Below are 19479 nucleotides of genomic sequence, written 5' to 3'. Positions count from 1 at the left end.
CTGCCCTCAGTTGCGGCAATTGTAGGGTTACCGGCCCTACCTAATGCGGCATTTAAGCCGTGAATTCTGTGTCTGTGATGTCAGATTTTGGTTTAGAACCTGTTTCACCAAGCTATATTTTATCGAGTGATATTTTTATCAAACGATATTTTATTAAACGAGAGTTTCAGCCAACTCTATTAGGGATATAAGCCTATATAAGTAAGCCGAACAGTATAACCTCCAAGTTAATATAATCTTGAAGTCATATAGCCTTGCTGAGACAGATTCTTATTTCCTCGCACCAGATTCCGTAATTAACCGGACTTCTTCACGCTCTTCTGGTGTCAGGCCTTCAGTTCTCTCTTTAGCCATTAGAAAATTAAAACGTTCATCAAGTGCTGACGCAAAAAGATGGTTCAGTGCATCGCTGAAAGTCTTTTCAGCAATCTCTTCTATTTGTATATCGTTCCATGCAGCGAGTTTTTCAAGCTGTTTAGCATACTTATTATCGCGATATTGCTCCAACAGTTGTCCCGTGGTTAAACCTGGTTGCGCAAGGCACGTATCGACAAGATCTATGAATAATGGCAGTCCGGCTATCTGAGTAGGAAACATTCCCTGTAACGGGGGAACCAATGTCGCTAAATGTGGATTCTGTACCAATAATGCGATCAGTATGCGCATTGTTGTTGGTTTCAGTTTTAGCGCCTGATAAGTATTTGTATCTTTTTTGACAAGTTTTGCCAAAAATCGTTCCAATTGTGTTGTATCAGGCGTACCTAACAGGTTTCCAAGCTCTTGAAGCAGGTAGAGTCGCAGTGTTTCCCCTGGGATTTGACTTATCAGTGGCATGGCTAGCGAACTGAGCTTAGTCGCTCCTTCCGAGTTACTAAAATCAACCTGTGGCAAGAGTGATTCGAACAAAAATGCCGATAAGGTCAATGCCTTTTCCATTCTCTGCTCGAATGTTTCCCGTCCTTCTTTGCGAATCAATGAATCAGGATCTTCGCCATCAGGCAAGAACATAAAACGTAATTGCCGACCATCATTCAGATAAGGCAGCGCTGTTTCTAATGTACGCCATGCGGCATCACGACCTGCACGGTCACCATCGTAGCAACAGATGACATTATCGGTTGTCCTGAAAAGCAACTGAACGTGTTCGGCTGTCGTGGACGTTCCCAGCGAAGCCACGGCATAGTTAATGCCAAATTGAGCGAGCGCCACAACATCCATATAACCTTCAACCACCAGTAACCGTGTCAGGGTATTGTGGCTTTGCTGGGCCTCATAAAGGCCATATAACTGGCGGCCTTTATGAAAAATTTCTGTTTCCGGCGAGTTCAGGTACTTGGGAAGTGCATCTCCCAGCACTCTGCCACCGAACGCAATCACGCGGCCACGGCGATCACGAATGGGGAACATCACCCGCTCGCGGAAACGATCATAAGTGCGGCCATTGTCGTTCGTGACCAGCATTCCTGCATCGTTTAGCTGTTTGCGATCTTCTGTACTATGGGCAAACCGTTTTAAGGCGTTATCCCATCCCGCAGGCGCAAAACCAATGGCGAAACGCTGGATGATCTCTTCACTGAGTCCACGTTGAGCCAAATATTGTCGGGCTGATTGGGCGCTGGGGATATTCAGTGAATGCTGATAGAAGCTATTGAGCTTTTCCATCAGTTGGTAAAGATTTTGCCTTTGGTGACGTTCGATTTGACTGATGCCGGAACCTGCTTCGTAGGGAACTTCCAGCCCATGCATGGCTGCCAGTTCTTCGATAGATTCGACAAAATCCAGCCTGTCATAATTCATCAAAAAATCAATGGCATTACCATGTGCCCCGCAACCGAAGCAATGGTAAAACTGCTTATCACCATTCACAGTGAATGAAGGGGTTTTTTCGTTATGAAAAGGACAGCACGCTTGATGGTTTTTGCCTTTTTTTTTCAAAGGCACCCTAACATCGATCAAATCAATGATATCGGTTCTTGCTAATAAGTCATTGATAAATGCGCGTGGAATTCGTCCAGCCATAAGCCCTTTTCCGCCTGTTGATGAACGAGAATAAGCCGCGCTTCCTTTGGGAAAGCACGGCCTTTAACAGCAGTAGTTTGTTAATACAAACACTAAGCGGACTGACCGCGAAGATTAGTACAAACGAGTGCGGCGTGCGTTTTCGCGAGCTAGCTTCTTAGCATGACGCTTAACAGCAGAAGCTTTAGCGCGTTTGCGCTCAGTCGTTGGTTTTTCATAGAATTCACGACGACGAACTTCGGCTAATACGCCTGCTTTCTCGCAAGAACGCTTGAAGCGACGCAGCGCTACGTCAAATGGCTCGTTTTCACGTACTTTAATTACTGGCATGTGCCTCTCACCTCAATAGAAATCGGGTTTGTCGCTGGCGTGATAGTGCCAGCCGTCTTTAAAATGGTGCGGAATTTTACTTCAATGAACACGGCCTTGTAAAGTGCCGAGGAAAATTGAAACCGATAACGCCACGGGTTGTGGGATGCATTTTTGTATATATATAAAAATGCAGCCTGATACCGACGTTATTAACATTAACCACACAGGATATTCAAGTAGGGCATTGATTATAGACTAAACAGAAAAAATAGCCAGCCTGTAATGGACTCAGCGGCGTGAATGTTGATATGGAAAGCGTGTCGGCAGAGAATTTAACAATAGATGGTGTTACACTATTGCGCGTTGAAAGGAATGCGAATGTATGACCAAACAACGAGACACGAGACGACGAGACGACGAGACGACGAGACGAATAGTGCAATGCGAGTTTTAGGTATAGAAACGTCTTGCGATGAAACCGGAATCGCAATTTATGACGACAAAACCGGTCTGCTAGCTAATCAATTATACAGTCAGGTCAAGCTACATGCTGATTATGGTGGTGTTGTGCCTGAACTGGCGTCCCGTGACCACATTCGTAAAACGGTTCCTTTGATTCAGGCAGCGTTGAAGGAAGCAGGTCTGACGAGTAAAGACATCGATGCAGTGGCTTACACTGCCGGGCCGGGATTGGTTGGTGCGTTGCTGGTTGGGGCAACCATTGGGCGTTCACTGGCATTTGCATGGGATGTACCTGCTATTCCCGTGCATCATATGGAAGGCCATTTGTTGGCACCGATGCTGGAAGAAAACCGTCCTGAGTTTCCTTTTGTCGCCTTACTGGTTTCAGGGGGGCACACCCAGCTTATCAGTGTGACGGGTATCGGTGAATATAAACTGTTGGGTGAATCCATTGATGATGCTGCCGGCGAGGCTTTTGATAAGACAGCCAAGCTGCTTGGGTTGGATTACCCCGGCGGGCCAGTGCTTTCCCGTATGGCACTGCTGGGTAAGGCTGGGCGTTTCGTTTTTCCCCGGCCGATGACCGATCGTCCTGGGTTGGATTTCAGTTTCTCTGGTCTGAAAACGTTCGCAGCGAATACCATCCGCAATAACATTCATGGTCATGATATGGCTGAGGATGCGCAAACTAAGGCGGATATTGCCCGTGCATTTGAAGATGCCGTCGTGGACACACTAGCCATTAAGTGCAAACGAGCGTTGGAACAGGCGGGGTTCAAACGTCTGGTGATGGCGGGCGGAGTGAGTGCAAACCGAACCTTGCGTACTAAGATGCAGGAAGTGATGGAAAAGCTGGGAGGAGAAGTCTTCTATGCCCGACCTGAATTCTGTACTGATAACGGGGCAATGATCGCACTGGCTGGCATGATCCGTTTGCAAGGGGGGGACTGTCGGTGAATTGGGTGTAACGGTGAAAGCACGTTGGCCGTTGGCAGATCTGCCTGCTTTGCAAAAGTAATAATACAAGACGTTGCTTGATATGGGCTGAGTGCTGTTTGCTACTCAGCCTTTTAATTATCAGGTTAATCAGTGAAATACATCGCAGTTTAAAAAGCCAAATGCAATTTACGCATATAGACGGACTATTTCGTTATATTACTCAATGAGTTGCTGTTTTATTTTTCTGCCCCGCGTATTTTGCCGACGCCATGATAAACAAGTACTCTCATAGGCGTTCTCCACGTCAGTCCTCTTGCTGCTCTTGCTCTTTAATTGCTTGAGTTTTCTCTTTATCGGTCAGTTCCTGTTTCTTTTTCAATTTCTGCCAGATACGGCTTTCCTGCCCTCGCCACAGGCGTTGAATATTATCGTGATGACGCACAAGTACCAGACATGACAGCATGGCAACGGGAAAAGTGAATTCAGGTTTGAACCACCAGACGTAGAAAGGGGCAATTAATGCACTGACAATGGCGCCCAATGAGGAGTAGCCGCTTAACAGCACTGTTAGCATCCATGTCCCTGCGATCAGTCCCATCAGATCCCAACCGATGGCAGCAATGGCACCGAAAGCGGTTGCAACGCCTTTTCCTCCCTTGAAATGGAAGAAGATGGGATAAATATGCCCGAGACAGGCAGTAATGGCAGTAATACCTAAATAAAACGGGGAAACGTTGAGTTTGTATGCCAGCCAGACCGGTATTAGCCCTTTTAGGACATCACAAATCAACACGGCCAATGCAGCCCATTTACCACCAATGCGCAGTACATTTGTTGCCCCGGGGTTGCCAGAACCATGCTGACGGGGATCGGGAAGCCCTGCCAAGCGGCAGATCAATATCGCGCTGGATATAGAGCCACATAAGTACGCGAAGATGATCATGCCAAGCGCGATTGCACTCATAAGATATCTCCAATGAATAAGGGTCGTTTTCTTAAGTCTAACAATGGATAATACGCACATTTCGTCGGAAGTGGTATCCGGCGAACCGAAAAATGGGGAAAAGGTCGTGATGGATATCGTATTTATTGAAGAATTAACCGTGATGACCACTATTGGTGTTTATGATTGGGAACAAACAATTAAACAGAAATTAGTGTTCGATATCGAAATGGGATGGGATAACAAACGCGCCTCTTCCAGTGATAATGTTGAGCACTGTCTGGATTATGCCAAGGTGAGTGAGGCGATTATTAATCATGTGGCAAGCCAACGTTTTGCGCTGGTAGAACGGGTTGCAGAAGAAGTTGCGGGTATCTTGCTGAACCAATTTCATTCGCCTTGGGTCAAGGTTAAAGTCAGTAAACCAGGTGCAGTTGCACATGCAAAAAGTGTCGGCGTAGTGATTGAGCGAAGTACGGGCTAATTGAAAAAGCGTCCCAATTTAATTAATGACCTGGGACGCTAAATTGATGGGGGAACTTAATCAATCGATGGTTGTTTCCAGCCTGCGATGGCAATGTGTCGTTGTCGTTCCAATTCTGTGCGAATCTCGGCCCCCTGAAATCCACGGGCAATCACTTCCTGGACACTGACTTGGCTGGCAATGGCAAACATTTTACGTAAATAATCCGCTTGTGGATAAGATGCCGTTTCTGTTCCTGGGGATTCACGATAGTCTGCTTCACTACAGGTAATCAGTTGTTCAATGCGTTGTGGTTTACGCCAGGCATCCACGGCATTAAACAAGCTCAGCAAGGTTTCTGGCGGTAATTGTTCTACGGTATGTACCCAATTGTGATATTGCGTCACCATCATGGCCAGGTCGCGTGCCGAGTTGGGAATGCGCAGGCGTTCACTCATTTGTTTTAGCGACATTATTTCGATATGGCTACATAGTGAGGCGAAACGAATGTCTGTTTCTTCGCTCAATTGGGTGGATATCTGCAAAACTCTTAATGAATGAAGTCCGGCATCATGTTTAAGCAGAGGAACACCGAACAGGTTATCTATTTCAGGAAAGAGTACAGCCAATGCCCCGCAATCACGCAGAATCTGAAAATAAACTTGTGGTGATTGTGAAGTGAGCGCTTTTTCAGTTTCCCGCCAAACGCGTTCAGGGGTCAATGAGGATAATTCACCACTTGCGACCATTTCTGTAATGAGCGTTTGGGTCTCTGGTGCGATTGCAAAGCCTAGATGGGCAAAACGGGCAGCAAAACGAGCCAAACGCAGCACACGTAATGGATCTTCGGAGAACGCAAGAGAGACATGGCGCAAGATACGATTTTTGAGATCATTGGCACCCTGATAGGGATCGATCAATGCACCTTCACGAGTTTGTGCAATAGCGTTAATCGTTAAATCACGGCGCAGCAGATCTTCTTCCAGCGTCACATCGGGCGCGGCATAACAGCTAAAACCGGTATATCCCTGACCTGATTTCCTTTCCGTACGTGCCAGCGCATACTCTTCATGGGTTTTGGGATGCAAGAAGACAGGAAAATCCTTACCAACTTGTTGATACCCCTGAGACAGTAGTTCCTCTGGGGTGCTGCCAACGACAACCCAGTCCCGTTCCGTGACGGGCAAACCCAATAATTGATCGCGAACGGCGCCGCCAACCAAATAGACTTTCACGCTTATTTCCTTAAATCAGCTCATCCAACGATCTTTCTTTTTTCGGCGAGGGATAATGTGGGGCAATATAAGTCCCAAAATCAGGCCAATGCCTGCAACTCCACCGCCATAGGTAAACCACTGCAAGATGATCTCTCTTTGTTTATCATCTAACTGCAAATTGGCAACTTCTACCTTTTTCTCAGCCACGGTTAATTTGCTCTGGAGCTGGGCATTCTCTTTTTTCAGATCACGGATGATCTTATCGCTGTTTGCCACTTTGTTCTGCAACTCAGCGGTACGCTTATTCCATTTATCGTCAATGGTGGCCAGATTTTCAGTGAGTGTTTTGATCTCTTGTTCCATTGCAGGAAGGCGTTCACGCAAGCTTGGAATAGCGCTGAGTTCATTGGCGAGTATCCAGCTCGTACGCCCTTTGCTGTCTTGAATTTGCAAGAAACCATTATCTGATTTAGGGCTGACTAATGTGACCTCTTCGCCGGCATTCAATGAGCCAATGATGCGGTTTTTAGTGCTTGGGCCGCTATGAATGTAAGCTGATAACTCATCGGAAACATAGCATTTTTCTTCAGCGTGTACGGATAATGGAAGAGTAAAACTCAGTAACAAAATAAATAATCGATGTAGTTTTTGCATTCTGTGCTCAACTGTTCTCTGTGTATGGATCAATCGTGATTTAAACTACTCAAGAGATAGTAAAGAGTTAAGTTTGTGGGTGCAATCAGTAAACCAGAATGAATGCGATATCAACTAGCCGAATACACGCCTTTTGAGGTTTTTTTTGGTGAAGTAAAAGTGATGTTTGTTGAGATAACACCCTATTGTGGTTTATTTTTCTCTTCTGTGAAAAGTTTTTCTTCTGTGAAAGAAAGTGTGAACAAGGTTAAGAAAAAATTCTGTAATATCCATTGAGGAATAAAAAATATGAGTTCTGTAGAAATAGAATTGAAACTGTCCGTGAAGCCTGATGCGATATCGGCCGTTTGCCGGCAGTTATTTCAGTTTCCTCATGATTACACTTCACCACAGCACCTGACTAATATTTATTTTGAGACGTCTGATAATCAATTGCGGCGTTGGGATATGGGGTTGCGTATCCGTGGGTTTGATGGGCACTATGAGATGACCATCAAAACCGCCGGTAAAGTGATAGGTGGGTTACACCAACGCCCTGAATTCAATATCCCTTTGTACCAACCTAAATTAGACCTGACACTGTTTCCCGACCATATCTGGCCTGAAAATACCGATCTCGTCGCTCTACAGGCACAATTGACGGAATTATTCAGCACCGACTTTAACCGTGAAAAATGGCTTGTGGCCTATGGAGAAAGTGAAATTGAAGTCGTGTTGGATCAGGGGAGCATTTTTTCTGGCAATAAAGATTCAGGAGATCAAACTTTGCCCATTTGTGAGTTTGAACTGGAACTAAAAAATGGAAATATCATCGATATGCTGTCATTGGCAAACAGACTGGCATCACAGAATGGCCTGCGTTTAGCCGATAAAAGCAAGGCGGCACGGGGCTATGCGCTTGTTCATGGTTTGCCTTGTAAGATATTACCAAAAGTACCGAATGCGTTGGAATGGCAGCAGCCATTGTCTGTGCTTCTGCCTGAAATTTTGGCGCAATGGCAGGCGCAAGAAGAAGGATGGCTGGCGGGTTTACCGGAAGGTAAAACGGGATTAGCGCAGGTTCTGCAATGGATGATAAAACTGACCGAAAGACAGACAGACTGCTTGCCGATCTTGGGGGTATTAGCCGATTTATTGCCGGAATTAGAAGTTGTTTTATCTATGAACTATTCACAGGCGGAAACGTTGTGTTATAGCGCTTCTTGGTTGCAATGTAAGCTGGCATTAATGCAGTGGTTGCTGGCTCAATCCCGATAATTCCCTTTTGTTATTAAAAAACGGTCATAAGGAAAAACCCGTTATGCGGCCACTTTCATCACTTTTAACCGAACAATTACAGCATATTGTTGCGGATCTTCCGTCATTAGGGGAAACAATCACGCCTTTTACACCTGATGAACAGGCGGTGCTGTCATTGAGTGAATTTGTAACAGAAAACGTGTTATCACATCCTGCATGGCTAGAGGATATTCGCCAAAATCCTCCCCAACCACAAGAGTGGCAACATTATTCCCATTGGCTGGGACAAGCGCTGCTGGCGGTAAATGATGAAAATGGTTTGATGCGGGGTTTACGTCTTTTCCGCCATCGGATACTGGTCAGGATTGCCTGGTCGCAGGCATTACAAAGCAGTACGACAGAACAGACATTGCAGCAATTAAGCATGTTGGCCGAAACCTTGATTATAGCCGCCCGTGATTGGCTTTATCTGCGTTGTTGTCAGGATTGGGGAACGCCTGCCAATAGTGATGGAGTGGCACAGCCGCTGCTGATCTTGGGCATGGGAAAATTGGGGGGGGCAGAGCTTAATTTTTCCTCTGATATTGACCTCATTTTTGCATATCCAGAAAATGGCGTAACGCAGGGTGGGCGTCGGGAAATGGATAATTCTCAGTTCTTTACCCGATTGGGACAGAAATTAATTAAGGTACTGGATCAACAAACCGTAGACGGATTTGTTTATCGTGTCGATATGCGATTACGTCCATTTGGTGACAGTGGCCCTTTAGTGTTCAGTTTTCCGGCATTGGAAGATTATTATCAGGAACAAGGGCGTGACTGGGAGCGTTATGCTTTGGTGAAAGCGCGCATTTTGGGCCATGATGAACAGGTTTATTGTCAGGAACTGCGCCAGATGCTGCGACCGTTTGTCTTCCGCCGTTATATCGATTTTAGTGCAATTCAATCCTTGCGCAATATGAAAGGTATGATTGAACGGGAAGTTCGCCGGCGGGGATTAAAAGACAATATAAAATTAGGCGCAGGCGGAATTCGTGAAATTGAGTTTATCACTCAGGTTTTTCAGCTTATCCGTGGAGGAAGGGAGCCGAGCCTGCAATCTCGTTCTTTGTTGCCGACATTGAAGGCTATCGATGATTTGGCTTTATTGCCAGCGGAACCGTTAAAGCAGCTTGAGGAAAGTTACCTGTTTTTACGGCGGCTTGAAAACTTGCTGCAATCTATCCGTGACCAACAAACGCAAACCTTACCGGATAACGCGTTGGATCGTGCCCGTCTCTCCTGGGGCATGAATTTTGCCAACTGGGCTGAATTGATGGCAGAAACCGAGCGCAAAATGAGTGCGGTGCGAAATATTTTCCAACAGTTGATTGGCGATGAAATAGAAGAGCATAGTGAAGAGTCCGGCCATATCCCGTTCAAGGGCTTATGGCAGGAAGCGTTACACACAGACGAACTTATCGCATTGATTCCTCATCTTGATAAAGAAAAAGCCCGGAAAATGCTTGATGTCATAGTGCTTTTCCGTCAGGACGTCAGTAAGCGCACCATCGGCCCACGGGGAAGGGATGTGCTTGACCAGCTGATGCCACGCTTGTTGGCAAAAATTGCAGCCAGGGAAGATACCGAGATCGTTTTGGCGCGGATGACTTCTTTGTTGCTCAGTATCGTCAGCCGCACGACTTATCTGGAGCTGATACTGGAATCAGAACAGGTCATGATTCATGTTATCCGGCTCTGTGCTGCTTCTCCGATGATCGCCAGCCAGCTTGCTCGTCACCCCGTGTTGCTGGATGAGCTGCTCGATCCTAAATCGCTGTATCAGCCGTTACCGATAGACGCATATCGCGATGAACTTTATCAATATCTGTTACGCATTCCAGAAGATGATGAAGAACAATTGCTGGAAGCTTTGCGCCAATTTAAGCAGGCGCAGTTATTGCGGATCGCGGCAGAAGATATTGCGGGCGTTTTGCCTGTGATGAAGGTGAGTGATCACCTGACTTATCTGGCGGAAGCCATTATTGAGGCTGTTGTACGGTTGGCGTGGAACCAAATGGTAAAGCGCTATGGTGCACCTGCTCATTTATCCCAACAGCAGGGATTGGGCTTTGCCATTATTGGTTATGGCAAATTGGGTGGTTGGGAACTCGGTTATGGCTCTGATTTGGATCTGGTGTTTTTGCTGGATTGCCCGATGGGGATGATGACAGACGGCGCCCGTTCCATTGAATCCCGCCAATTTTATTTGCGTCTTGCCCAACGTATCCTGCATTTGTTCAGCACCCGCACGGCGTCAGGGGTATTGTATGATGTTGATGCTCGTTTGCGGCCATCCGGTGAGTCAGGGATGTTGGTCAGTACCGTTGAAGCCTTTGATGATTACCAAAAAAATGAGGCGTGGACCTGGGAGCATCAGGCACTGGTTCGTGCACGCATGGTTTTCGGTGATGAGAAAATACGCCATGATTTTGAACGCATTCGCCGTGAAACTTTATGCCTTCCCCGTGATCCCGCTCTTTTGCGCCAACAGGTGCGTGAGATGCGAGAAAAAATGCATCGGCACCTGGGCAGCCATCAACACGGGCAATTTGATATCAAAGCTGATCCGGGAGGGATCACGGATATTGAATTTATTGCTCAGTATCTGGTGCTGCGTTATGCACCAGAAAATGCCAGGCTGACCCGTTGGTCTGATAATGTACGAATTTTCGAATTAATGGCGCAGCATAATATTATGGATGAGCAGGAGGCGATGGCGCTGACGCAGGCTTACATTACCATGCGTGATGCATTGCATCATTTAGCGTTGCAAGCGTTATCCAGCCGAGTTTCCGTTGGACATTTCAGCCAGCAGCAAGCATTGGTACGTGATAGCTGGCAAAAATGGTTAGAATATCGCTGCTGACGCAGTCGCTTTTCCTGAGTTTGCTGGCACTAAGTTTGGTTATGGTAATATCCGCAACAGTTTATTTTGATATTTGGAGCATGGGATGAAAGTAACACTCCCGGATTTTCACCGCGCAGGTGTTTTGGTTGTTGGCGATGTTATGTTAGATCGCTATTGGTATGGTCCAACTAGCCGCATTTCACCGGAAGCGCCCGTCCCGGTGGTTAAGGTTGAAACCATAGAAGAGCGTCCTGGTGGTGCGGCTAATGTCGCCATGAATATTGCTTCCTTGGGGGCGAATTCACGTTTGGTAGGTTTGACGGGCATTGATGATGCGGCGCGGGCGTTGAATGAAAAACTCAGTAGTGTGAAAGTCCGTTGTGATTTTGTTTCTGTCCCAACTCATCCAACTATCACGAAACTGCGTGTTTTATCGCGTAATCAGCAATTGCTGCGTCTGGATTTTGAAGAGGGCTTCCAGAATATAGATGCCCAGCCGATGCTGGAAAAAATTCAGCAATCCTTGCCACATATTGGCGCGTTGGTACTGTCGGATTACGCTAAAGGAGCACTAAACCAGATTCAGGCGATGATTAAGCTCGCCAATGAAGCTAATGTTCCTGTGCTTATCGATCCAAAAGGCAGCGATTTTAGCCGCTATCGTGGCGCAACATTGCTGACGCCAAATATGTCAGAGTTTGAAGCCGTGGTAGGACACTGCCAGGATGATGATGATTTGGTACAGAAAGGCATGAAACTGGTGCAGGATTTGGCACTGAAAGCACTGCTGATCACACGTTCTGAACGGGGCATGAGTTTATTGCAGGTTGGGCAGGCGCCCCTGCATTTGCCGACTCAGGCACAGGAAGTCTTTGATGTCACTGGCGCAGGAGATACGGTGATCGGTGTATTGGCAACGGCATTAGCTGCGGGTAAGCCGTTAAACGAAGCCTGTTACCTTGCCAATGCGGCAGCGGGTGTGGTGGTTGGCAAATTGGGAACGTCCACTGTGTCATCGGTTGAGCTGGAAAATGCGGTGCGTGGACGCGCAGAAACTGGATTTGGTGCAATGAATGAAGCCAAACTGAAAGAAGCCGTTACACAGGCGCGCCAGCGTAGCGAACGGATTGTCATGACGAATGGTTGTTTTGATATCCTCCATGCGGGACACGTTTCATATCTGTCTAATGCGCGTAAATTGGGGGATCGTTTGATCGTTGCCGTCAATAGTGATGCATCCACTAAGCGCCTGAAGGGGGAAACCCGCCCGGTGAATCCGCTGGAACAACGTATGATAGTGTTATCAGCGCTGGAATCTGTGGACTGGGTTGTGGCATTTGAGGAGGATACACCGCAGCGCTTAATCGCCGGTATCCTGCCAGATATTTTGGTCAAAGGTGGTGATTATAAGCCTGAAGAGATCGCCGGTAGTGAAGAAGTTTGGGCGGCGGGTGGCGAAGTTAAGGTATTAAACTTCGAAGATGGTATTTCCACAACCAATATCATCAAAACCATTAAGAGCCAGTAAGTTTGGCATTATGTGCCGTTATGCTTTTTGGCGCATAGCGGCATATTACCTCACGCAATTGTCTTCATGGCATTCTCTCTTGCCGCATTATTCAGCTTGCTGAGTTTTCTTGCCTGCTTCTTCGAGGCGAGTTTCCAATTCATTCAAGCGTTGTTCCATTGCGGCCAGTTTTTCACGGGTGCGCAACAAGACTTGTGTCTGAACATCAAATTCTTCGCGGTTAACAAGATCTAACTTGCTCAACTGGGATTGCAGAACAGCACGCAATTTTTTTTCCACATCATCGCCAAATTCTTTGACACCTTTCGGCATGGCATTGTGGAGCTGGCGAGCAATTTGTTCAATTTTCTTTGGATCGAGCATGATGATCATCCTGTGTATGATGTAATAATGTTTCATAGCGTAACGGTATTAGCAATATTTTAATACCCTATGGCGAAAGCATAAATGATTGAGAGTCAGGTTTCATATTTGATTTTGCTGATTGCTCCTGCCGATTATTAGCGCTATAGTGAAATTGTTTATCTCAGGGCAGGGTGAAAGTCCCTACCGGCGGTAACATGAAATATCAAATGATCATTTTATGCAGCCCGCGAGCGCTCTGTTTGTCATTATCCCTGTGTTTTTTTGGATAAAACAGAGGTCAGCAGATCCAGTGTGATTCTGGAGCCGACGGTGATAGTCCGGATGGGAGAGAATAACAGCATCAATCGAGTGTTCGCGCTCGTCTGTTGTTTTTGTTGCCGTATTTTGGTGCAGCACAAACTCCTCAAAATTGCCCTGATTCTGGTAATCCATACATTTAAAGAGGTTTCTTTACCATGAATCAGACGCTACTTTCCTCATATGGAACGCCATTTGAACGTGTTGAACGTGCGCTTGCTGCTTTGCGTGCGGGTCAGGGCGTGATGGTACTGGATGACGAAAATCGTGAAAATGAAGGTGATATGATTTTCGCTGCCGAAACAATGACGGTAGCACAAATGGCATTAACTATCCGCCACGGTAGTGGAATTGTTTGCCTGTGCTTGACCGAAGAACGCCGTCAGCAGTTAAAACTGCCCATGATGGTGGAAAATAATTCCAGCCAATATCAAACCGCTTTCACCGTCTCCATTGAAGCGGCACAAGGCGTGACAACAGGTGTGTCTGCGGCAGATCGCATTACCACGATCCGGGCTGCTATTGCAGATGACGCACAACCCAGTGATCTGAGCCGCCCCGGACACGTTTTTCCACTGCGTGCGCAGTCAGGAGGGGTTTTAACCCGCCGTGGTCATACCGAAGCGACCATTGATTTGGTCAAAATGGCGGGGTTCAAACCAGCAGGCGTGTTATGTGAATTGACGAATGATGATGGTTCAATGGCCCGCGCCCCTGAAGTGATTGAATTTGCAAAACAGCATAATATGCCGGTAGTCACGATTGAAGATTTGGTGGATTACCGCTTAAAAATGGCAAAGGCAGCCAGCTAACGGATTTTAAAAGGAATACTGGGAAGAGACACACAACGCGTACGCATGTACTTTGAAAGGCTACAGTCCACACCCTGTAGCCTTTCAGTATTTCTAAGACACTTCATCATTTTTGATTGACGATATTCAAGGAAGGAATGTCTTAATCCTGTCATAATTTTTCTATCATAACCCGAATTCACTATTCGAATGTTTAATTTGTTGTATAAGGGGCGGAAAATGAGTCTCCTGAGAATGCCTGCTCTATTCATTGGTCATGGTAGCCCAATGAATGCCATTGAAGATAACTGTTACTCACGCGCTTGGTTTGAACTGGGGAAGAAATTACCCAGACCAAGGGCGATTCTGGTGATTTCTGCGCACTGGCACACGAATGGTACAACCGTTACAGCGATGTCACAGCCCAGAACTATCCACGATTTTGGTAACTTTCCCAGAGAATTACATGAAAAACAGTATCCGGCTAAAGGTTTTCCTGAACTGGCTGTATTGGTACAGGATATTCTTGAACCGATTGAGGTCGAGACTGATTTTGAAGAATGGGGATTGGATCACGGATCCTGGGGGATATTGGCAAAAATGTATCCTGATGCTGATATTCCAGTTATCCAACTGAGCATGGATCGCAATCAACCTGCTTCTTTTCATTATGAAATAGGTGAAAAATTAGCTTTACTGCGAGATGAAGGTGTCTTAATCATGGGCAGTGGGAATATTGTACATAACCTGCCAGGCGCAAAATTGGGAGCAGAACCTTTTTCCTGGGCACTCTCTTTTGAACAGTGTGTGCGTGAAAGTTTAACCAGTCTGGAAGAGCCTCATCCTCTGTTTAATGCTTTGGACAGGAAAGATGGTCAATTGTCTAACCCAACACCAGAACACTTTCTGCCATTGCTGTATGTGATGGGGACATGGAATAAAAAAGAGCCAATTTCAACGCCAGTTGAAGGGATTGAAGACGGCTCTTTAAGTATGTTATCGATTCAGATTGGCTGATTGAATCAATCCAAAATAATATGCGGGTAGAAGCGTGATAAATCTTGAGTAATCAACTCGCGGTCTTCACGGATACAGATACCCGCAGATTGATCATCCACCAACCAGCTACCGACCAGCGTATAGTTACCCTCAAATTTCGGTAATGCGTGGAACTGTTGGATGATCATCCCTTCTTCCCCATAAGGGCCATCCGCACTGGCGATTTCACGGCCGTTTTCAATGATGCGAATATTGGCCCCTTCGCGGGAGAACAGTGGCTTAATAACATAGCTGTTCATGTCTGAAGGGCGTTCATCCGCAAAATAGGCAGGCAGTAGGTTAGGATGATTTGGGAACATTTTCCACAGCATTGGCAGCAGTGCTTTGTTGGAGATAATGCTTTTCCATGCTGGCTCCAGCCAACGGACACCCGCATCAGCCAGCTTGGTGGAAAACATCTCACGCAGCATAAATTCCCACGGATACAGCTTAAACAGGTTACTGATCACTTGATCCTGCAAGTCAGTAAACTGCCCTTTCTCACCCAACCCGATATCCTCAATAAACAGGAACTCGGTAGGAATATCGGCTTCCGCAGCACAATCCTGCAAATATTGGATGGTGCCACGATCTTCTTCAGTATCCTGACAGCAGGCCATGTGCAGCAGGCCGAACCCATGTTTTTCACGTAACTGTGCAAAACGCTCAATCAGCTTTTCTTGCAGGCTGTTGAACTGATCAGCATTTGACGGCAGATTACCGGCATTAGTCTGGTCTTCCAGCCAGATCCACTGAAAGAAAGCCGATTCATACAGTGACGTTGGGGTATCGGCATTATTTTCCAGCAATTTGGGGAGATTTTTGCCATCATAGGCTAAATCCAGACGGGAATAGAGCGAGGGTTGACTGGTGACCCATGAAGAGCGGATAAATTCCCAACAGTGTTTTGGGATCTGGAATTTGGTCAGTAACTCTTCACTATCGACCACTTTTTCCACGACCTGCAAACACATTTGGTGCAGTTCTGCTGTTGCCTCTTCAATTTCTTCAATTTGATCCAGGGTGAACTGGTAATAAGCGTCTTCACTCCAGTAAGGTTGACCATACATGGTGTGAAAATTAAAACCAAACTCTGCTGCTTTTTCGCGCCAATCCGGGCGTTCGGTAATACCAATACGTTTCATCGTTGATTAACCACCCATAGAGCGGGAAGAACTGGAACTTGAGCTGGCAGACGAACGCTGCATGGCAGATTGTTTCGCCACGGATTCACCGAACCCACCACGGGTAATCGTAGTTGTGGTAGCCGGTTTTGGTGCCATTGCGGTTTTTGGCACGGTCATGCTGCGACCGCCTGCGGTGGCCGGGCCATAGCTTTTACCTGTTGCATCAACAAACTTGCCATTGGCTGGGCTGGAAGCCGATTGTGATGTGAACAGCGGTTGTGATGGTGCAGAGCTGCCGCCCATTAATCGCCCCATCATATAACCTGCCATCAAAGGCATCCAGAAACTGCTGCTACTGCTTTGTGCCTGAGCCTGCTGACCGACACCCGCCTGAGCCGGGGTTTGCGTACATTGTTGTTCACCGAATTCAGCGACACACTCTTCGCGAGTCGCATATTTTGGTGCGGTTTTTTCCGCTTCTGTCAGGGCATTGTTGTAGGCGGTCTTGCATTGTTCGCTTTGAGAAGGATTCGCCTGGGAGCACTCGTCGGCATTCGTATAGAGTGACACCGTTTCATCGTTTTGTTCACAGGCAGAAAGCATAAAAACAGCACTGACAGCAAGCGCTACAGGTGTCAGGCGATAGTTTCGCCACGTTTTACGGAAAGAATCGCGGTTTATCTCTTTTGTCCGTTTCATTGTCATAGGGGCATCCATCTTGAAGGTCTTTGATTAAGATTAAGAGCCTTACCCCATTTTATTGTGCTCAATGGGAGCGGCTCTCAGGGATGTGCTAAAAAGCAGCCCACGCAATCGCGGGCTGCTTTCTATTAGTATAGCGTTTTTAATATAACGTTTTTCAATTGAGAACGATAGTGCATTAATTCAGCGAACTGACGGCGTTTTCATCTCTTTAATGATACTGTTGGCAGAGGTTGAGATTTGTGTGCCTAGCATCTTATTCAACTCTATCAAATCATTTTCATTCAAAACGCCGCGCGCCTGTCTGTTCTGTAACAGGGAAAGCAAATAGTCGTAACGTGCCTTAGACAGGTTCTGCTTGGCTTGATAAAGTTTAGTTGTCGAATCCAGCACATCGACGATTGTGCGGGTTCCTACCTGATAGCCAGCTTCCATTGAATCCAATGAACTTTGCGCAGAGAGTACCGCTTGCTTGTTAGCGTCAACACTACTGATCGCAGCCGCAATGTTATTAGTGGAAGAATGCACTTCTTGTGTAACTTTACGATACGTATTTTCCAAGTCCTGACTGGCGCTGACAAAATTATATTTCGCTTGCTCTACTTGAGAATAGGTAGCTCCACCACTGAATAGCGGTAAGTTCAAAGACAGCTTAACGCTATTACCGCCTCTATACTCATCTATTCGTTGATTTCCGCGCGTATGATCGTTAGAAATACTTGTATCTGCGCTTAAATTAACCGTTGGCATATAGCCTGTCTGCATTTCTTTGATTTGTTCGCGTCTTAGATCTTGCATTAAGCGGGCTGACAGCAGGTTCAGGTTACGGGTTTCTGCTTCTTTTAGCACTTCATCAGCCGATTCTGGTTGTTTGGTTTTGAACTGATCAATAGTTAATGCAGCCAACTGTGGGTGGTAAGTACCTGTAATCATACGCAGTTTTTCCAGCGCATTCTCCAGGTTGTTGCGATCAGAAACTTCGGCTGCCAGAATCGAGTCATATTGAGCGCGGGCATTCTGCACGTCAGTAATGGCAACCAGACCGACATTAAAACGCTGAGTGGTTTGATCCAGTTGACGGTACAGTGAAGCTTTTTGCGCTTCGGTAAATGTCAATGTATCGATTTTATTCAGAACGTCAAAATAGGCTTGTGCAGTGTTGAGAATTAATTGCTGTTGAGCTGCTTGATATTTGATGTCTTCAATACCCGCATTTTTCTCTGCTTGACTCAGATGATTCCATTTTGCCATATCAAAGATAGTTTGCGTCAGTTGCAGACTCGCACTTGTGCCATGAGATTCTGAATTTCTGGCATCGCGAAAGCCCTTGCCATAATTGACACCCGCATTCAGCCCCAATTGAGGCAATAAAGTACTACGAGCTTGATTAATCTTTTCAACTACTGAATTGCGGTCAGCTTGTGCCTTAAGCAATTCAGGGTTTGTTTCTTTCGCCTGCTGATAAATCTGGAGTAAATCCGCAGCATGGCTTGAAGTACTAAAACCTACCAGATTCATAGCGATAAAAAGAGAGAGCAATTTTTTCATTTGCGTTCCTTGTTGTGCAGCTATTTTGCTTAAGTTGCCTCTGCATAAAAACGGATACCACAGATTCTAGCAGAGAATGCCAGCAGGGTAGGGTGGCTGTTTGTGCCATATTGCCTCATTTCTCTGCTTGTTTGTATCATCAAAATGAATTTATTTAGATCAATATGAAAAAATACCTTTTAATAATAGGAAATTTTAAAAACTAATCAGGACATTTTATGAGTAAAAACCTTGCCTCGCCATATACTTTTACTAAACAAGATATCGAAGTTATTTCTCAAAAAACGCTTTATCGCGGTTTTTTTAAAATGACTGAATATCAATTCAAGCATCGCCTATTTCGCGGTGGCTGGAGTGAAATCATTAAACGTGAAGTTTTTGAGCGAGGTCATGCCGGCGTTTTGTTGCCTTATGATCCGGTGCGCGATGAAGTTGTTTTGATTGAACAAATCCGTATTCCGGCGATTGAAACCCGTCATACGCCGTGGCTGTTGGAAGTGATTGCCGGCATGATCGAAGAAGGAGAAGACGCTGAACAGGTCGTCCGTCGTGAAGCCGTGGAAGAAGCAGGGATTGAGGTTAAGCGCTGCCAGCCTGCATTAAGTTATCTTTCCAGCCCAGGTGGTACGACAGAGCGCATGCATATCTTTGCCGGTGAAGTTGATGCCACCACCGCGTCAGGGGTTCATGGTCTGGAAGGTGAACATGAAGATATTCGCGTTCTGGTTGTGAGTCGCGATCAAGCCTATCAGTGGGTAGAAGAGGGCATTATTGATAATGCGGCTTCAGTTATTGCAATACAGTGGCTGGCATTGAACCATGAAAAACTTAGGAAAAAGTGGTTGGATAATCATTCCTGATTTATGTTGGAAAATGGGAAGTGTGCCCCAGCCAGCAGATCTTTTGCATCAAGACACGTTAAAATAATCCTTATGATCGACAGG

General features: G+C 46.2%; 16 protein-coding genes, 1 pseudogene and 1 riboswitch. Of the genes and pseudogenes, 8 read left to right on the top strand and 9 right to left on the bottom strand.

Annotation, left to right across the window (positions count from 1 at the left end; translation table 11 throughout):
• Nucleotides 1-270: 270 nt before the first annotated feature.
• Nucleotides 271-2019, bottom strand: a complete 1749-nt coding sequence (gene dnaG / locus PXH59_RS12360) for a DNA primase (protein WP_285808605.1) — start codon at nt 2017-2019, stop codon at nt 271-273.
• 114 nt (nt 2020-2133) lie between these two features.
• A complete protein-coding gene (gene rpsU / locus PXH59_RS12355; RefSeq protein ID WP_001144069.1) occupies nt 2134-2349 on the bottom strand; it encodes a 30S ribosomal protein S21 in 216 nt (71 codons plus the stop codon).
• A gap of 423 nt (nt 2350-2772) precedes the next feature.
• On the opposite strand from rpsU, the pseudogene tsaD reads away from it, so the two are divergent.
• Nucleotides 2773-3811, top strand: a pseudogene (gene tsaD / locus PXH59_RS12350) (tRNA (adenosine(37)-N6)-threonylcarbamoyltransferase complex transferase subunit TsaD).
• Nucleotides 3812-4036: 225 nt separating this feature from the next.
• On the opposite strand, the gene plsY reads toward tsaD, so the two are convergent.
• The gene (gene plsY, locus PXH59_RS12345) at nt 4037-4696 is read right to left on the bottom strand and encodes a glycerol-3-phosphate 1-O-acyltransferase PlsY (protein WP_047766639.1); all 660 of its coding nucleotides are present in this window, start codon (nt 4694-4696) and stop codon (nt 4037-4039) included.
• A gap of 109 nt (nt 4697-4805) precedes the next feature.
• Between plsY and folB the strand changes: the two genes are divergently transcribed.
• Nucleotides 4806-5159: a bifunctional dihydroneopterin aldolase/7,8-dihydroneopterin epimerase gene (gene folB / locus PXH59_RS12340; RefSeq protein ID WP_047766664.1), complete on the top strand. Its 354-nt coding sequence runs from the start codon at nt 4806-4808 to the stop codon at nt 5157-5159.
• Nucleotides 5160-5215: 56 nt separating this feature from the next.
• On the opposite strand, the gene PXH59_RS12335 is transcribed toward folB, so the two are convergent.
• Together PXH59_RS12335 and PXH59_RS12330 are read right to left on the bottom strand one after the other, a co-directional pair.
• The gene (locus PXH59_RS12335; RefSeq protein WP_285808603.1) at nt 5216-6373 is read right to left on the bottom strand and encodes a multifunctional CCA addition/repair protein; all 1158 of its coding nucleotides are present in this window, start codon (nt 6371-6373) and stop codon (nt 5216-5218) included.
• 15 nt (nt 6374-6388) lie between these two features.
• A complete protein-coding gene (locus PXH59_RS12330; RefSeq protein WP_285808602.1) occupies nt 6389-7009 on the bottom strand; it encodes a TIGR04211 family SH3 domain-containing protein in 621 nt (206 codons plus the stop codon).
• Between the two features lie 288 nt (nt 7010-7297).
• Between PXH59_RS12330 and PXH59_RS12325 the strand changes: the two genes are divergently transcribed.
• The 3 genes from PXH59_RS12325 to hldE all read left to right on the top strand — a co-directional run bounded on the left by PXH59_RS12325 (nt 7298) and on the right by hldE (nt 12666).
• Complete coding sequence (locus PXH59_RS12325) at nt 7298-8266, top strand: CYTH domain-containing protein (RefSeq protein ID WP_285808600.1); 969 nt, start codon at nt 7298-7300, stop codon at nt 8264-8266.
• Nucleotides 8267-8309: 43 nt separating this feature from the next.
• Nucleotides 8310-11156, top strand: coding sequence for a bifunctional [glutamate--ammonia ligase]-adenylyl-L-tyrosine phosphorylase/[glutamate--ammonia-ligase] adenylyltransferase (gene glnE / locus PXH59_RS12320; protein ID WP_285808598.1), 2847 nt, complete (start codon nt 8310-8312; stop codon nt 11154-11156).
• A gap of 85 nt (nt 11157-11241) precedes the next feature.
• The gene (gene hldE, locus PXH59_RS12315) at nt 11242-12666 is read left to right on the top strand and encodes a bifunctional D-glycero-beta-D-manno-heptose-7-phosphate kinase/D-glycero-beta-D-manno-heptose 1-phosphate adenylyltransferase HldE (protein WP_285808597.1); all 1425 of its coding nucleotides are present in this window, start codon (nt 11242-11244) and stop codon (nt 12664-12666) included.
• An 87-nt stretch (nt 12667-12753) separates the two neighbouring features.
• Here the strand turns inward: hldE and ubiK are convergent, their stop codons facing one another.
• A complete protein-coding gene (gene ubiK, locus PXH59_RS12310) occupies nt 12754-13029 on the bottom strand; it encodes a ubiquinone biosynthesis accessory factor UbiK (RefSeq protein WP_285808596.1) in 276 nt (91 codons plus the stop codon).
• A gap of 155 nt (nt 13030-13184) precedes the next feature.
• Nucleotides 13185-13369: riboswitch (FMN riboswitch) on the top strand.
• A gap of 118 nt (nt 13370-13487) precedes the next feature.
• On the opposite strand from ubiK, the gene ribB reads away from it, so the two are divergent.
• The gene (gene ribB, locus PXH59_RS12305) at nt 13488-14141 is read left to right on the top strand and encodes a 3,4-dihydroxy-2-butanone-4-phosphate synthase (RefSeq protein WP_047766631.1); all 654 of its coding nucleotides are present in this window, start codon (nt 13488-13490) and stop codon (nt 14139-14141) included.
• A gap of 219 nt (nt 14142-14360) precedes the next feature.
• The gene (gene ygiD / locus PXH59_RS12300) at nt 14361-15137 is read left to right on the top strand and encodes a 4,5-DOPA-extradiol-dioxygenase (protein ID WP_285808593.1); all 777 of its coding nucleotides are present in this window, start codon (nt 14361-14363) and stop codon (nt 15135-15137) included.
• A gap of 5 nt (nt 15138-15142) precedes the next feature.
• Here the strand turns inward: ygiD and PXH59_RS12295 are convergent, their stop codons facing one another.
• From PXH59_RS12295 to tolC, 3 genes are all read right to left on the bottom strand, one after another.
• Complete coding sequence (locus PXH59_RS12295; protein WP_285808592.1) at nt 15143-16303, bottom strand: glutathionylspermidine synthase family protein; 1161 nt, start codon at nt 16301-16303, stop codon at nt 15143-15145.
• A 6-nt stretch (nt 16304-16309) separates the two neighbouring features.
• A complete protein-coding gene (locus PXH59_RS12290) occupies nt 16310-16984 on the bottom strand; it encodes a DUF1190 family protein (protein WP_285811766.1) in 675 nt (224 codons plus the stop codon).
• A 186-nt stretch (nt 16985-17170) separates the two neighbouring features.
• Entirely contained in the window at nt 17171-18535 is a 1365-nt protein-coding gene (gene tolC, locus PXH59_RS12285; protein WP_285808591.1) for an outer membrane channel protein TolC, read from the bottom strand.
• A gap of 218 nt (nt 18536-18753) precedes the next feature.
• On the opposite strand from tolC, the gene nudF reads away from it, so the two are divergent.
• Nucleotides 18754-19395, top strand: a complete 642-nt coding sequence (gene nudF / locus PXH59_RS12280; RefSeq protein ID WP_047766627.1) for an ADP-ribose diphosphatase — start codon at nt 18754-18756, stop codon at nt 19393-19395.
• The last annotated feature ends 84 nt before the right edge of the window (nt 19396-19479 follow it).

It is taken from the genome of Xenorhabdus bakwenae, from assembly GCF_030272115.1.
In the GTDB taxonomy this organism is placed as follows: Bacteria; Pseudomonadota; Gammaproteobacteria; order Enterobacterales; family Enterobacteriaceae; genus Xenorhabdus; species Xenorhabdus bakwenae.
This window is presented reverse-complemented; position numbering and strand designations above follow the sequence as displayed.